Consider the following 14,331-nt stretch of genomic DNA (forward strand, 5'->3'; position numbering starts at 1 on the left):
TTCGAACCACCTCTGCCACCCCACCGTCGCGAGCGACGGACCCCGCCGCAACCTGCCACCGGGGGGTAGCCGCCGCTGTGCGGGGTGGATGACGAGGGGCGGGCGCGTCAGGCGCCGTCGTCGTTCGCGGTGGGGGCGGTGGGGAGGACGTCGACCACGAACGAGCCCTTGTGCGGCAGGGTCTCGATCAGCCCTCGCTCGCGCAGGTCTTGCAGGGCGCGCCTGACGGTGCGATCGGCGACGCCGTAGGTCTCGGCCAGCCGGACGATGCCGGGCAGTGCCCCGCCCGCCGGGATGCGTCCCGTCCGGATCTCTTCCTCGATGCTGCGCGCGATGCGCTGCCACTCGTACTCGGCCATGTCATCAGCTTTGCGCGGTGTACCGAGTTCCACATTGCCAGCACATGGTGCACCAAGGGCTACCGTGGCGTACCGTGGTACATCATCAGGAAGTCCCCGCGACCGTTGCACCGGCCCGGGGTACGGCCACCGACCCTGTGGAGGTTGATGACGGTGAGCATGATCCACGCCGTCCTGCGACGGCTGCTGGACGTACTCGTCCACGCGGCAGGGGCCACCCGGTGAGCGGGGTGCCGCGGAGGCCGGTCCGCATGTGCGTGCGCTGCGACGAGATGACGGACGACCCCGTGGTCGTCTCGGAGGTCCACCAGAACTCCGGCCCGGGGTGGAACGTGTACGCGTGCCGGGCCTGCGCCCCGTACTACCCGCCGTTGCCCGACGTGCTGGATCTCCTGCCCGGTCGGCGCGGAGAGGGGGAGGCGGGGCCCTGAACCGGCGTCACCGGGGCCGGTGCTGGTCGCGCCAGTCGCGGGGGGAGATGCCGTAGGCCCGCTTGAACACCTTGCTGAAGTGGGCCGCGTTGACGAATCCCCAGGCGCGGCCCGTGGCGGCGATGGTGCGCAGCCGCCCGTTCGGGCCGGCCAGATCGCGGCGGCATGCGGCCAGACGCTCGGTGCGGATCCAGTCGCCGAGACCGATACCGGCCCGCGCCAGGACGGCGTAGAGGTGGCGTACGGAGATGCCGTGCGCCGCCGCGATCCGCGCCGCCGACAGGTCCGGGTCGGCGAGGTGGGCCCGCACGTACTGGGTGATGCGCAGGTCGAGCGTCGCCTCCAGGGGCTGCCGGGCCAGGTCGTCGCGGCCGTGCTGCGAGGTCAGGACTGCCCGGAGGAGTTCGATGCTGGGCCGGGCGACGGCGTCGGCGGCTAGGCCCTGGTGCAGCTCCTCGGTGCCGGCCAGCTGGGCGAAGTAGCTGTAGGCGAGGCGGGCGACGGGATGGTCGGAGCCGAGCGCGACCGTGGAGGTGTCGCGCAGCAGCCGGTCGGGCAGGCCGAGGGCCGAGCGCGGGAAACGCAGGAAGTGGTGGTCGACGCCCTCGTCGAACAGGAGGGTGTAGGGGGCGATGGACTCGTAGACGGCGAACTCGCCGGGGTGCAGGACGCATTGGCGCCCGTTCTGCGCGACCAGGCTGGTGCCTGTCACCTGGAGGCCGAGGAAGACCGACGGTTCCTCGTCCCGCCGGGCCAGCCGCTCCGTGCGGCGGACGGTGACGGCGGTGGCGCGGGCCGAGCAGATCCGTACGGGCCCGACATTGGTGAGCCCGATGCGCACGGCCATGTCCTCGGCGCTGGGCCCGTGATCGATGTCGACCGGGACCACGGACTCCCACACGGCGTTCCGGACGACTTCCTCCCGGTCCTGCGGGGGGATGAACGCGGTGTCGAGGACAGGGCTCATGCGGCGCATTCTCGCAGGGCGCCACGGCGCCGGACAACGTTGCCGAGGGCTCGACGGCACCCCAAGTAGGCCTGAGACACGCCGACTTGGAACTGTGCACGGACGGCACAGACCCCTGCGCGCACGGCACATCCGGTGTCGTCCGGCGACCGTACGGTGACGGGCGACAGAAGCCGTTCTTCATGGCCTTCATCAGTGTTCTTCATGTTTTTCCGGACAGACCATCGTGAGGAGTTGTGGACCCATGCTTGTTCGTCCCGGCAGACGGCTCAGGGCACTTCTGACCACCGGCGCGCTCACCGCCGGACTCATCGGCGGTGCCGTGGCCGTCGCCCCCTCCGCCGCGGCGTGGACGCCGCTCGGCCAGTGCTCGACCACGCACAAGATCCTCTACAACATCAACTCCTCGCAGGTCGTGAAGATCCCCGACCTGCCGTACGACGGGGGCTACAACGTCCGCTGCTGGATGGACTACGGCAGCACCGGCAAGGCCGTCGAGACCCTCCAGCTCGCCCTGAAGACCTGCTACGCGCGGTCGATCGCCGTCGACGGCAGCTTCGGTTCGGCGACCCGGAGCGCGCTGCGGTACGCCCAGGGGCAGGAGAAGATCACGGTCGACGGCCTGTACGGCGAAGAGGTCTTCAGCAACATCAAGTGGCCCCGCTACCGGCCGGACGGCTCGCGCAACGGCTGCGCGCGCATCGCCTACGTCTGAGCGGCGGGGCCGGCCCGGGCAACTGCCGGGTGAGCAGCACGTGGTGACGAGGGGCCGACTCCGGCGGGTCGGCCCCTCCTCGCTGTCTTGGCGCGGAGGGCGCGGGGCGTGGCGTCGCGGCGAACGGCACGACAACTTCCGGCCAAGGCCCGTCTGGTAATTGCCGAAACCGTGTGCGTACGGTCGCCTTTCACGTACGTTGCGTGTGTTGTTTTGGTTGCCGGGGCGTACGTGGCGGAAGGGGGATCCCGTGATCAAGGACCGAGTGCTCGGGGCGTGGGTGACGTGGACGAACTCTTTGGAAGAGCGGGTCCGAGGAGCGCGGAAGGACTCCGGCGCCGGGTTCGTGGAGTACGCGGGGTTGATGATTCTGATCGCGGGGATCTTCACGCTGATCGACCAGATCGGGTTGGACGGGATGATCTCGGGTGCGATTCGGGACGCTGTAACCGACGTCACTGGAGGCTGAGCCGTTTTGCCACCTGGGGCGATCGTGGCTCAACGCTTCCCATCTACATCTGGCTCACTGGCATCCTCCTCTTCGTGGCCCTGGCCTTCTTCGCATTCGCTCAGGCGGCCTCGGCTCGGAACAGCGCACAATCAGCGGCTGACGCTGCTGCGTTGGCGGCGGCACAGTCGGCCCGGGACGAGCTGATGGACGGCCTGGGGGAGGCGCTCGGTGACGAGGCCGACGACTGGCTGGACTGGCTCGACGGGGACGGCTTCGACGGTGCGGACGCCGCGGCGGCGGCGAGTCAGTTGGCCGCCGACAACGACGCGGACGTCATCGGCGGACCGAGCGCGACGACAGTCGACGGCTATCCCGGCTATCAGGTCGAGATCGAGACCCGGTACACCGTCGGCGACACGATCATTCCCGGCACCGAGAATCAGAAGGCGAAGGCGCACGCGACCGCTGTGATTCAGCCACGTTGCGACATCCCAGCCGATGCAGATCCCGGTAAACCTGTTGAACTCAACTGCGACGGTGGAGACATCGAGATCGATCCTGGAGATTTCGATGATCCGGCCGACCTTCCGGACGCATCAGCCCTGTTCTCCGTCCACTTGGCCGACTGACGCGCACAAACAAGAGAGGCAAGCCTCAGCAATGACACTTCGGCGTACTACGACGACACGCAGGGCCCAGGCCGCAGTGGCACTGACCGCAGGGTTGATCCTCTCGGCCGCAGGCTGCGGCGGCGGCGATGATGGCAAGGGAGATGAGAAGCCCTCGTCTTCCTCGACCACCTCAGATAGCGGGAGCGGATCAGAGAAGCCGCAGTCACCGTCTCCCTCCTCGGCCAAACCGTTGGCTGAGGTGAAGAGCGGCGACGTGACGGTGTCCGTGTTGTCGGCGACTCGCGACCAGGGCGGATACGTCACCGTCTCCGGCCAAGTGACCAACAACGGTTCGAAGTTCTGGATCGCGGCCGATTGGCGAGGCGAGGAGCGTGAGCTCAGCAAGAACGGTGCGTCCCTGGCGGGTGCGTCTCTGGTGGATCAGGCGGGCAAGAAGAAGTACCTCGTACTTCGCGACACTGAAGGACGCTGTCTCTGCACCAAGTTTGAGGGAGGCGGAGTGGCGACGAGTCAGTCGGCCTCCTGGTACGCCCAATTCCCCGCCCCCCCCGAAGGCACGACCGAGGTCACCTTCCAGGTGGGTGCCATGCCGCCGGCCCCCATCGAGATCAGTGAGGGCGAATGACATGACCCGCCCCCACACCAACGCCCTCATCCGGCCTCACCGCCGCCCCCTTCCCGCCGCGGCCGCGCTGCTCCTCGCCTCGTTCGTTCTGGTGGCGGGGGGCGGTGGTGTCGCTCGGGCCGATGACGAGCCCGGTGGGGCGTCCGCTCCGCCCGGGGGGACGACGACGAGCCCGCCGCCTGAGGTGGACGCCAACAGCCCGGGGCTGAAGCTGGCCGACGGGGCGACGCTCGCACCGGCCAAGGTGCTGGACATCAAGTCCGTCGTGGAGGACCTGTCCGGGGACGAGCGGCGGACGGACACGAACGAGGACGTGACGTTCGCGTTGCAGGCGGAGGTGCTGTTCCCGAAGGACAGCGCGAAGCTGAACCCGAACGCGAAGTCCCGCATCCAGGCGATCGCCGACGAGATCAACACGCAGAAGGCGGGCACGGTCCGCGTCTTCGGGTTCACGGACGACCTGGGCTCGTACGCGCACGGGCTGAAGCTGTCGAAGCAGCGCGCGGAGGCGGTGCACGACGCGTTGCAGGCGGCGCTGGGGCCGGACGGCGGTGACCTCACGTTCCAGGTGCGCGGGTACAGCGAGGACTATCCGATCGCGGACAACGGGACGGAAGAGGGCCGCAAGAAGAACCGCCGGGTGGAGGTGTCCTTCCCGAAGTCGGAGTGAAGCGGAGTGCGCGGGGCGGGCCGGGCGCCGCAGGTGAGGGGTGTGGCACCCTCGCGGTATGCCGATCGTCGATGTGTCCCCCGAGGTGTCCCTTGCGTACGAGAGTTTCGGGGACCCTGGAGACCCGCCCGTTCTGCTCGTGATGGGGCTCGGTGCGCAGCTGCTCGGGTGGGACGAGGATCTCTGCCGGGCGCTGGCGGACCGCGGGCGGTACGTGATCCGCTACGACCACCGCGACTGCGGGCTGTCCACGGGGTTCGACGCGCACCCGGTCGACATGGGGGAGTTCATCGCCGCGGTGAGCTCCGGTGATCTCGAAGCGGCGATCGCGATGGTCCCGTACCGGCTCACGGACCTGGCGGCGGACGGCCTCGGCCTGCTGACCGCGCTCGGGATCGAGCGGGCGCACGTGGTGGGCGCCTCGATGGGCGGCATGGTCGCGCAGACGATGGCGATCGCCGCGCCGGAGCGCGTGCTGACGCTGACGTCCATGATGTCCTCGACCGGCGAGCAGGAGTACGGGCAGTCCACGCCCGAGGCGCAGGCCGTGGTGTCGGCGCCGAAGCCCGCGGACCGTGCGGGCTTCATCGAGGCGGCGGAGCGCGAGCTGGTGTGGGCGTCGCGGCGGTACGGCGACGCGGGCGTCCTGCGCGAGCGGGCCGCCGCGAGCTACGACCGTGCTCATCGTCCGGCGGGCACGGCGCGCCAGCTCGGCGCGATGATCCTCAGCGGGTCCCGCGCGGACGAGCTGCGGGCGCTGCGGGTGCCGACGCTCGTGATCCACGGCCTCGACGACACGCTCATCCAGCCCAGCGGAGGCGAGCGCACGGCCGAACTGATCCCCGGCGCCGAGCTGCTCCTCGTCCCCGACATGGGGCACGACCGGCCCCGCGCCCTGTGGCCGGACCTCGTCGACGCCCTGGTGAAGCACACGGCGTGAACCTGGTCGTTCCGGCGCGCCGCGGGCCGGACGAGAGCCCGTGCGGAAAAACAGTTGCGCGGCGCGGGTCATGATCCGTAGAAAGGACGCCGACGGTCCACCGCCCGCGGGATGCGGTGCGGTGGGGGCCGCGAGCGAGCGATCCGGCCACAGAGCGAGGAGGGGTAAGCGATGGACCTCATGGCCTGCATGATCACCGCGCTGACGTCCTCCCGGGGCGGCGCGCACCGCGCCTGACGCGGTGTGCGGTCCCGGTTCCGGACAGGCGCTTTCCACGGAGTGTGCCTTGACCGCTTTTCCGCATGACCCTGCTCTGACCCTGCGTCCGATCACCGGACCCGACGAGCTCGACCTCTTCTGCCGTATCCCCTATGTGATCAACCACGAGCTGGCGGATGACCTGGCCGAGGGCCGCCGCCGGCCGGACTGGATGTGGGTCGCCCTGCGCGGCGACCGGCTCCTGGGCCGTCTGGCCTGGTGGAGCCGGCCCGGTGACGCTTCGCCTGCCGTCCTGGACATCCTCGACCTGGACGACACCCTGCCGCAGGCCGAGCGCCTCGGCATCGGCGAGCGTCTGTTGCGCACGGCGATGGCCGCGACGCTCGCCGGGGACGGGACGACACCGCCCGAGTACGGGCGCTTCGTCCCCGCCGACTGGCGTGACACACCCGGCGCGCGCCAGGTCGTCGAGGGCCGGATGACGGTCCTGGAGCGCACCGGTGCCCGCCTGTTCGTCGAGCGGCTGCGGCTCGAATGGCGTCCCGGCACGCCGATCGCGCCGCCGGTCGACGGGCTCTCGTTCCGCCCGGTGACGGACGCGGACGACCCGGCCGAGCTCATCGGCCTGATGACCGAGGTGCTCGACGGCACCCTCGACGCGCACGGCCGGGACGATCTGACCAGGATGTCCGCCGAGGACGTCGCGGCCCAGCACTACGAGGAGGAGTTCGCCCGCTACTCCAGTCCCCGCGACTGGTGGCGCATCGCCGAGCTGCCCGGCGGCGAGCCGGTCGGTTTCGTCGTGCCCGCGCACAACGGCTACAACGCGACCATCGCGTACATCGCCGTCCGGCCCGCCCACCGCGGGCACGGGCACATCGACGCCCTCCTCGCCGAGGGGACGAGGGTCCTCGCCGAGCAGGACGTCCCGCGCGTCCGGGCGGCGACGGACCTGGGCAACGTCCCGATGGCGAACGCGTTCCGCCGCGCCGGGTACGACAACTTCGAGCGGCAGATCACGATGGTCTGGAGCTGACCTCCGGCCCCGGTCCGGCGGCGTCGTCGCCGCCGGGCCACCGCCGCACCGCCGTGCTCGTGCGCCGTTCTGCGCGTCGGGGTCACGCGGCGTCGCGCCACACCGTCATGTCGGCGGTGACGAAGGCGATGTCGGGCATCGCCGTGGACTTCGTCTGGAGCACCAGGACGGCGATGTCGCCCGACCGGTGCTTCACGCAGATCTCCGTGCCGCCCGCCGCCGCGGCCAGCGGCAGCGTGTGCGTCTTGGAGTGGGCCAGCATGAGGCGGCACATGTCGAGGGTCGTCTCGCCCGGCTTGCCGTAGCTCTGGACGAAGACGCTGGTGTCGCTGTCCAGTTGGCAGCCGGTGTTCTGCTGCGTGCACCGGAAGCGGATGTCGCCTTCGCCGGACTTCGCGGCGGTCGGCTCCTTGTGGATGTTCACGGCGTGCTCGGCGTCCAGCCAGACCTGCGGGTGGGCGACACCCTGCGTCGTCGACGTGCGGGGCGTCCCGTCCGGCTCCTCCTTCGCCAGCGGTGACGCATCGTCCGATCCCGACGATCCCGATGACCCCGACGAGCCGGGCGATTCCGACGACACCGGGGACGATGCGGAGGAGGTGGGGGTCCGGGACGCCTGCGGGCCCCCGTCCGCCCGGGCCCCGGCGCTGCCCGACCCGTCCATCACCTGCCACGCCAGCACCGAGAGCACCAGCAGCCCCGAGGCCGCCAGTGCCGTGGCCACCAGCGCGGTCCGGCCGCGGCGACGGGCCGGCGCACCCGGCGCCGTCGGACCCAGCAGGGTGTACGGGGCTGCCGGGCCCAGCGCACGCGTGGGCGCGAACCCGCCGTCCCCGGCGGGCACCGGCACGGGAGCGGGCGCCGCGGACGGGCCGGGGACGCTCGGCTCCGGGCCCGTGATCTCCCGCCAGACCGTAGACCCGGCGCCGGCCCCGGCCTCCGCGCCCAGCCGGTCCCGGCACCACCGCACGATCTCGTCCAGTCCCGCCCGGTCCGCCGGGTCGGCGGCCAGGCACCGTGCGAGGACCGGCCGGAGCTCCGCGGGAAGCCGGGACAGGTCCGGCTCCTCGTGCACGATCCGGTACAGGACGCTCGCCGCGGGGCCGCTCCCGTACAGCGGCTCGCCCAGCACGGCGTACGCGATCGTCTGGCCGAGGGAGAACACGTCGGTCGCCGCCGTGACACCGTCCGACCCCGCCGCCTGCTCGGGTGCCATGTACTGCGGGGTGCCGATCGTGACGCCGGTCGCCGTGTGCGAGGTCAGGTCGGCGGCCAGGGAGATGCCGAAGTCGATGACGCGCGGGCCGTCGGAGGCCAGCAGCACGTTCGACGGCTTGAGGTCCCGGTGCACGATGCCGGAGGCGTGGATGGCCTGGAGCGCCTCGGCGACACCCGCCATCAGCCACAGTGCCGCCTGTACCGGCAGCGGGCCGCGCCGGGCGACCGCCTCCGACAGGGCGGGCCCGGGCACGTACAGCGTCGCGAGCCAGGGCGGGGTCCCGTCGGCGTCGCCGTCGATCAGCTCGGCGGTGTACGCGCCGCGCACCCGCCGGGCCGCGTCCATCTCGCGCCGGAACCGCCGCCGGAAGTCCGGGTCGTCGGCCAGCTCGGGCCGCACGACCTTGAGGGCGACCGGGCGCCCGCCCTGCGTGTGGGAGAGATAGACCCGCCCCATGCCACCGGCCCCGAGCCGCGCCACCAGCCGGTACCCGGCCACCACGGCAGGATCGTCCGGCCGCAACGGCTCGAACACCTGCGCAGAATCCGTCATCGCCCCGCCCACCCCTCGTTCCACAGGATCCCCCCGGATCCCCGAGCAGCTTAAACGTGTTCCGAAAGGAGGCGTCGGCGAGAGGCGCCGCTAGATCTTCACCGGCAGGGTGTCGACGCCGTAGACGATCGACAGCTTGCGGAACTCCAGGGCGGCCGGGTCCACCGCCAGCTGCAGCTCGGGGAAGCGGCGCACCAGTTGGGGGAAGGCCGCGCGCAGCTCCATCTTGCCGAGCTCGGCGCCGATGCAGCGGTGGATGCCGTAGCCGAAGGCCAGGTGGGAGGCGGTCGGCGGGCGGGACGGCAGGAAGGCGTCCATGTCCGCGCCGAGCCGCGGGTCACGGTCGGCGGCGCTCAGCGACACGATCACGATGTCGCCGCCGGAGACCGGCACGCCCCCGATCACGGTGTCCTCGCGGGCGAACCGCGGGAACGCCGTCTGGACCACGGTCAGATGGCGCAGCAGCTCGTCCACGAACGGGGCCGCGACCGCGGCCGGGTCCTGCGCGTCGCGGATCGCGTCGAAGTGCTCCCGGTCCTTGAGCATGATCATGGTGCCGAGGGCGAGCATGCTCGCGGTGGTCTCCAGACCGCCGGTCAGGACCCCGTCCGCGAGGCCCGTCAGTTCCTCGTCCGTGATGTTCTCGCCGTGCTCGCGCACGAGCATGCCGAGCAGTCCCTCGCCCGGGTGGCGGCGCTGCTCGGCGACGACCCCGCGCAGGTAGTCCAGCGACTGCGACACCGCGCCGAACGAGGCACCGGCGCCGCCGAGCACGTCGAAGCGGGCGACCGAGAACTGCTGGAAGGCGTCCCGCTCCTCGTAGGGGACGCCGAGGAGTTCGCAGATGACGAGCGCGGGCACCGGCATCGCGAAGTGCTCGACCAGGTCGGCCGTGCCGTCCGGCGACTCGCGCGCCGCCTTCTCCAGGTGGGTCAGCTGCTCCTCGACGATCGCGTGGATGCGCGGAGTGAGCCGGGACAGCCGGCGCATCGTGAACTCGGGGGTGAGCAGCCGGCGCAGCCGCGTGTGGTCCGGCGGGTCGCAGAAGCCGAGGCCGCCCGGATTCTGGTCGGCTCCGGCGCCGCCCACGCCGACCAGGTGCCGGAAGTCGTTGCTGAACGCCTTCGCGTCGCCGAGGACTTCCTTCGCCTCGTCGTATCCCGAGACGAGCCACACCGTCATGCCGGGGATGGGCAGCCGGCTGACGGGCTCACGGTCGCGCAGCGCGCCGATCTCGGGCACCGGGTCGACACCCTCGCGGCGCAGCGGCAGCAGGGCGCCGTCGGGCAGTTTCGACAGGATCGAGAGGTCGAGACTGCCGCCCTTCTTCCGGAGCCGGGTGAAATAGAGGCGGGTCAGCCAGCTGGCTATCGCGGAACGTACGGACATGTGCTCGCATTTCTGCGGTGGTCGCATCGCTGCGCCGGGGACGGACAGAACGAACGGGCGGGCAAAACGGTTGCTTCGAGCGGATCACCGCCACGCTCACGGCAGGGGTACGGCGGCGGGGGTCCGCCAAGGGTACGTGCGTTCCCCCCGTCCGGCGGAAGAGGGGCTGGCCCCCTGAAAGGGCCGGGGGACAGCCCCACCGCCCTCCGCGAGGACCCCCGCGGGGCCGTTGCCCGGTACACCGATCCGGGCGGGAGCCGTGGGAAAAGGAGGTGAGCGCGGGGGGCGGGGCTGGGACCATCGAGGCATGAGTGACGCCCCCGACACGCCCCGCCGCACCGACTTCGACGCCCTCGTCGCCGAGGCCGTCGCCGCCCCCACGGAGGGCTGGGACTTCTCCTGGTTCGAGGGCCGGGCCACCGAGGAGCGGCCCTCCTGGGGGTACGCCCGCGCGATGGGCGAGCGGCTCGGTCGGGCGCGCGCCGCCCTCGACCTGCAGACCGGTGGCGGCGAGGTGCTGAACAGCGCGCCGCGGCTGCCCGCGCCGACCGCGGCGACGGAGGGCTGGCCGCCGAACGTGGCGAAGGCCACCCGGCTGCTCTCCCCGCGCGGGGTCGTCGTGGTCGCCTCGCCGGAGGACGCTCCGCTGCCCTTCGCGGACGCCGCCTTCGACCTCGTCACCAGCCGGCATCCGGTGAAGGCGCAGTTCACGGAGATCGCCCGGGTGCTGTGCCCCGGCGGCACGTACTTCGCGCAGCACGTCGGCCCGAGCAGCGTCTTCGAGCTCGTCGAGTGGTTCCTGGGGCCGCAGCCCGACGAGATCCGCCGGGGCCGCGATCCGCACACGGAGGCCGCGGCGGCCGAGGCGGCGGGCCTGGAGGTCGTGGACCTGCGCGCCGAGCGGCTGCGCATGGAGTTCCACGACATCGGCGCGGTCGTTCACTTCCTGCGCAAGGTCGTGTGGATGGTGCCGGGCTTCACGGTCGAGGCGTACGAGCCGCGGCTGCGGGCGCTGCACGAGCGGATCGGGGCGGACGGGCCGTTCGTCGCGTACAGCTCCCGGCACCTGATCGAGGCCCGCAGGGGCTAGGGGCTAGGGGCTCGCGGGCTGCCGCGGGCGCACGCCGCGCCGGGCCCGGGGAACCGATTCCGCATCGTTACCGTTCTCGCTCGATCCTCACGTAAACCTCACGTAAGTTCAGACCAACGGCAATTCGCGTGAGCAAAGCTGCGCGGCGGTACCGCGCGGTGGAGGGGGCTGCGCGGTACCGCGCTGTTCCCCGTCCCGGCGCAGGCCACGCAAATGCGCCATATCTGGGCGCGGCCCCCGAGCGTCCCTTTCGGCGTCAACCGGCCGTGTGACACGGGAGAGGGAACCCGGACGCGGCGCGAAACGCACCTGGGAGCGTTCCCGTGCGGCCCGCGTGGCCCGTGAGCCCCGCTGTGAGCTCGCTGTGAGGCGGCCGGAAACGACCCTCCGGGCGTCGCCGGGCGACTGCGGAGCGTAGTGATGGCGCGCCGATGCACGCAGCATCACTTACGAAGGGTTATGGTGGAAACCCCCCCCTCGGGCCGGTCCGTATCCCCCCCCCACGGACCGGCCCGTTTTTTCTTGTCCCGCACTTGTCCGGACAAAGCCCCGCTCACGGGGCCGTGCCCGGCCCGGCGATCAGCTGCGGCCGGCCCAGATGTTCGTCCCGGGCGTCGACACGGCGAACGAGTCGATTTCGGTCAGCTCCTCGGCGCTCAGCTTCGGGGCCGCGAGCGCCGCCACGTTCTCCTCGAGCTGCCGCGTGCTCGACGCGCCGATCAGCGCCGACGTCATCCGCTCGTCCCGCAGCACCCACGTCAGCGCGAGCTGGGCGAGGGACTGGCCGCGGCGCTGGGCGATGTCGTTCAGGCCGTTCAGCCGGCGCAGCACCTCGTCGCTCAGCAGGTTCGGGTCGAGCGACTTGCCCTGCGTCGCGCGCGAACCCTCCGGGATGCCCTTCAGGTACTTGCCCGTCAGCAGCCCCTGGGCCAGCGGCACGAAGGAGATGCAGCCCATGCCGGCCGCCTCCAGGGTGTCGAGCAGCCGGTCGTCCTCGGTCCAGCGGTTGATCATCGAGTACGAGGGCTGGTGGATGAGCGCCGGGACGCCCATCTCCTTGAGCAGCCGCGCCGCTTCGGCGGTCTGCTCGCTCGAGTACGAGGAGACGCCGACGTACAGCGCCTTGCCCTGCTGCACCGCCGAGGCGAGCGCGCCCATCGTCTCCTCGAGCGGCGTGTTCGGGTCGGGGCGGTGCGAGTAGAAGATGTCGACGTAGTCCAGGCCCATCCGCTTCAGGGACGCGTCCAGCGACGACAGCAGGTACTTGCGGCTGCCCCACTCCCCGTACGGGCCGGGGTGCATGAGGTAGCCCGCCTTGGTCGAGATGACCAGCTCGTCCCGGTACGGGGCGAAGTCCTGGGCGAAGATCTTGCCGAAGTTCAGCTCCGCGGAGCCGGGCGGCGGCCCGTAGTTGTTCGCCAGGTCGAAGTGCGTGACGCCCAGGTCGAACGCGCGGCGCAGGATCGCCCGCTGCGAGTCGAGGGTGCGGTCGTCACCGAAGTTGTGCCACAGGCCGAGCGAGATCGCGGGCAGCTTCAGACCGCTGCGGCCGGTGCGCCGGTACTCCATGGAGTCGTACCGGTCCGCCGCGGCGGCGTAGGGAGAGGTGTCGTTCATGAACACGAAACTACGTCAGCCCGCTGTCCCGCACCCCACGCCAGGACCCCCCGAAAACCGGGGGTAGGCTTTCGCCCTCGGGGACTGCCGTCTGCACGGAGGGGCGAAAAAGACCGTGAACCTGCGCGACAGGCTGCGCGGCCTGCTGGTCAGGCTGTACGCGCGCCGGGTGGAAGGCCATCTGGACCATGACCAGGTGCCCAAGCACATCGGGGTCATCATGGACGGCAACCGGCGCTGGGCGAAGGCCGCCGGATCCACCACCGCCCAGGGCCACCAGGCGGGCGCCGCCAAGATCGAGGAGTTCCTCGGCTGGTGCAGCGAGACGGACGTCGAGGTCGTCACCCTCTGGCTGCTCTCGACGGACAACTTCGACCGGCCCCCCGAGGAGCTGGTCCCGCTGCTCGGCATCATCGAGGAGACCGTCCGCTCGCTCGCGGCCGACGGCCGCTGGCGCGTCCACCACGTGGGCGCCACCGACCTGCTGCCGGACGGTCTGCGGACCGTCCTCAAGGAGGCCGACCAGGCCACTGCGCACGTCGACGGCATAGTGGTCAACGTCGCGATCGGCTACGGCGGCCGCCAGGAGATCGCCGACGCCGTGCGCTCGATGCTGCACGAGGCCGCCGCCGCGGAGCAGACCCTGGAGGACGTCGCCGAGGCCGTCGACATCGACCTCATCGGCCGGCACCTCTACACCAGCGCCCAGCCCGACCCGGATCTCGTCATCCGCACCAGCGGCGAGCAGCGTCTGTCCGGCTTCATGCTCTGGCAGACCGCCCACTCCGAGTACTACTTCTGCGACGTCTTCTGGCCGGCCTTCCGCAAGGTCGACTTCCTGCGCGCGCTGCGCGACTACGCGGCCCGGCACCGCCGCTTCGGCGGCTGACCCCGCCGCACGCTGGGGACACCTCCCCGCACCGCGTCATCAGGAGTTCACGAACGCGCCGTCATGCCCCTTGCATGGCGGCGCTCGTTCGAGGGAATAAGCCCTCCAGGTCGGTGTCCGTACCAAGGACACCGCATCTCAGCGGGCGGCACGGGGCTGCCCGCCCGGGAGGCCCTTTGCACCAGGACGACCGCACGCCGAGGCGTACGGAAGACGACTTGGAGGGCCGGTTCTCGGCCCGCGCACGGCGGCCGACGACCGGTGGTCTTCTCCCACCCTCCCGGTCCGGTAACTCCTCCGTCGCTCCCCGACCTCATTCCGAGGGGGTACGTCCTTCGTGGTGACCAGCAACAAGCGCCTCCGCAAGCCCGACCGGCGCACGTATGTTCTCGACACCAGCGTCCTGCTGGCCGATCCCAACGCCATGACACGCTTCGACGAGCACGAAGTGGTGCTGCCCGTCGTCGTGGTCACGGAGCTGGAGGCCAAGCGGCACCATCCGGAACTCGGCTACTTCGCCCGGCAGGCCA

At 71.3% G+C, this 14,331-nt stretch carries 16 protein-coding genes; 11 read left to right on the plus strand and 5 right to left on the minus strand.

Annotation, left to right across the window (positions count from 1 at the left end; all coding sequences use genetic code 11):
- Positions 1-107: 107 nt before the first annotated feature.
- A complete protein-coding gene (locus GTW43_RS19265) occupies positions 108-359 on the minus strand; it encodes a winged helix-turn-helix domain-containing protein (protein ID WP_161303265.1) in 252 nt (83 codons plus the stop codon).
- Between the two features lie 272 nt (positions 360-631).
- Here GTW43_RS19265 and GTW43_RS19270 point away from each other — a divergent pair, with 272 nt between their 5' ends.
- Complete coding sequence (locus tag GTW43_RS19270; protein WP_237536694.1) at positions 632-790, plus strand: hypothetical protein; 159 nt, start codon at positions 632-634, stop codon at positions 788-790.
- Positions 791-797: 7 nt separating this feature from the next.
- Here GTW43_RS19270 and GTW43_RS19275 read toward each other — a convergent pair whose 3' ends face one another.
- Complete coding sequence (locus GTW43_RS19275) at positions 798-1,757, minus strand: helix-turn-helix domain-containing protein (protein ID WP_161303267.1); 960 nt, start codon at positions 1,755-1,757, stop codon at positions 798-800.
- A gap of 244 nt (positions 1,758-2,001) precedes the next feature.
- Between GTW43_RS19275 and GTW43_RS19280 the strand changes: the two genes are divergently transcribed.
- The 7 genes from GTW43_RS19280 (at position 2,002) to GTW43_RS19310 (ending at position 7,045) form a co-directional block, all read left to right on the plus strand.
- Positions 2,002-2,472: a peptidoglycan-binding domain-containing protein gene (locus GTW43_RS19280; RefSeq protein WP_161303268.1), complete on the plus strand. Its 471-nt coding sequence runs from the start codon at positions 2,002-2,004 to the stop codon at positions 2,470-2,472.
- A gap of 280 nt (positions 2,473-2,752) precedes the next feature.
- Positions 2,753-2,941: a hypothetical protein gene (locus tag GTW43_RS19285; RefSeq protein ID WP_161303274.1), complete on the plus strand. Its 189-nt coding sequence runs from the start codon at positions 2,753-2,755 to the stop codon at positions 2,939-2,941.
- A complete protein-coding gene (locus GTW43_RS19290; protein WP_161303275.1) occupies positions 2,938-3,552 on the plus strand; it encodes a pilus assembly protein TadG-related protein in 615 nt (204 codons plus the stop codon). Before GTW43_RS19285 ends, GTW43_RS19290 begins: the two co-directional genes overlap by 4 nt.
- 31 nt (positions 3,553-3,583) lie before the next feature.
- Positions 3,584-4,180 carry a hypothetical protein gene (locus GTW43_RS19295; protein ID WP_161303269.1) on the plus strand — a complete coding sequence of 199 codons (597 nt, stop codon included), beginning with the start codon at positions 3,584-3,586 and terminating at the stop codon, positions 4,178-4,180.
- A gap of 1 nt (position 4,181) precedes the next feature.
- A complete protein-coding gene (locus GTW43_RS19300) occupies positions 4,182-4,850 on the plus strand; it encodes an OmpA family protein (RefSeq protein ID WP_161303270.1) in 669 nt (222 codons plus the stop codon).
- A 58-nt stretch (positions 4,851-4,908) separates the two neighbouring features.
- Complete coding sequence (locus GTW43_RS19305) at positions 4,909-5,790, plus strand: alpha/beta hydrolase (RefSeq protein ID WP_161303271.1); 882 nt, start codon at positions 4,909-4,911, stop codon at positions 5,788-5,790.
- Between the two features lie 286 nt (positions 5,791-6,076).
- The gene (locus tag GTW43_RS19310; protein WP_237536695.1) at positions 6,077-7,045 is read left to right on the plus strand and encodes a GNAT family N-acetyltransferase; all 969 of its coding nucleotides are present in this window, start codon (positions 6,077-6,079) and stop codon (positions 7,043-7,045) included.
- 82 nt (positions 7,046-7,127) lie between these two features.
- Here the strand turns inward: GTW43_RS19310 and GTW43_RS19315 are convergent, their stop codons facing one another.
- Both GTW43_RS19315 and GTW43_RS19320 read right to left on the minus strand, forming a co-directional pair.
- On the minus strand, positions 7,128-8,816 hold the full coding sequence (locus tag GTW43_RS19315; protein WP_202501662.1) for a serine/threonine-protein kinase: 1,689 nt from the start codon (positions 8,814-8,816) through the stop codon (positions 7,128-7,130).
- A 90-nt stretch (positions 8,817-8,906) separates the two neighbouring features.
- Positions 8,907-10,205, minus strand: a complete 1,299-nt coding sequence (locus tag GTW43_RS19320) for a cytochrome P450 (RefSeq protein WP_202501664.1) — start codon at positions 10,203-10,205, stop codon at positions 8,907-8,909.
- Between the two features lie 307 nt (positions 10,206-10,512).
- Here GTW43_RS19320 and GTW43_RS19325 point away from each other — a divergent pair, with 307 nt between their 5' ends.
- Positions 10,513-11,295 carry a class I SAM-dependent methyltransferase gene (locus tag GTW43_RS19325; protein ID WP_161303273.1) on the plus strand — a complete coding sequence of 261 codons (783 nt, stop codon included), beginning with the start codon at positions 10,513-10,515 and terminating at the stop codon, positions 11,293-11,295.
- 579 nt (positions 11,296-11,874) lie between these two features.
- On the opposite strand, the gene mgrA is transcribed toward GTW43_RS19325, so the two are convergent.
- Positions 11,875-12,912, minus strand: coding sequence for an L-glyceraldehyde 3-phosphate reductase (gene mgrA / locus GTW43_RS19330; RefSeq protein ID WP_161301845.1), 1,038 nt, complete (start codon positions 12,910-12,912; stop codon positions 11,875-11,877).
- A 115-nt stretch (positions 12,913-13,027) separates the two neighbouring features.
- Between mgrA and GTW43_RS19335 the strand changes: the two genes are divergently transcribed.
- Both GTW43_RS19335 and GTW43_RS19340 read left to right on the plus strand, forming a co-directional pair.
- Positions 13,028-13,801 (plus strand): isoprenyl transferase, encoded by a 774-nt coding sequence (locus GTW43_RS19335; RefSeq protein ID WP_161301844.1) that lies wholly within the window; start codon positions 13,028-13,030, stop codon positions 13,799-13,801.
- 337 nt (positions 13,802-14,138) lie between these two features.
- Positions 14,139-14,331, plus strand: a 193-nt coding sequence (locus GTW43_RS19340; protein ID WP_343246058.1) for a PIN domain-containing protein, incomplete at its 3' end; no start/stop codon positions are given.

The organism is Streptomyces sp. SID5785 (assembly GCF_009870065.1).
Taxonomy (GTDB): Bacteria; Actinomycetota; Actinomycetes; order Streptomycetales; family Streptomycetaceae; genus Streptomyces.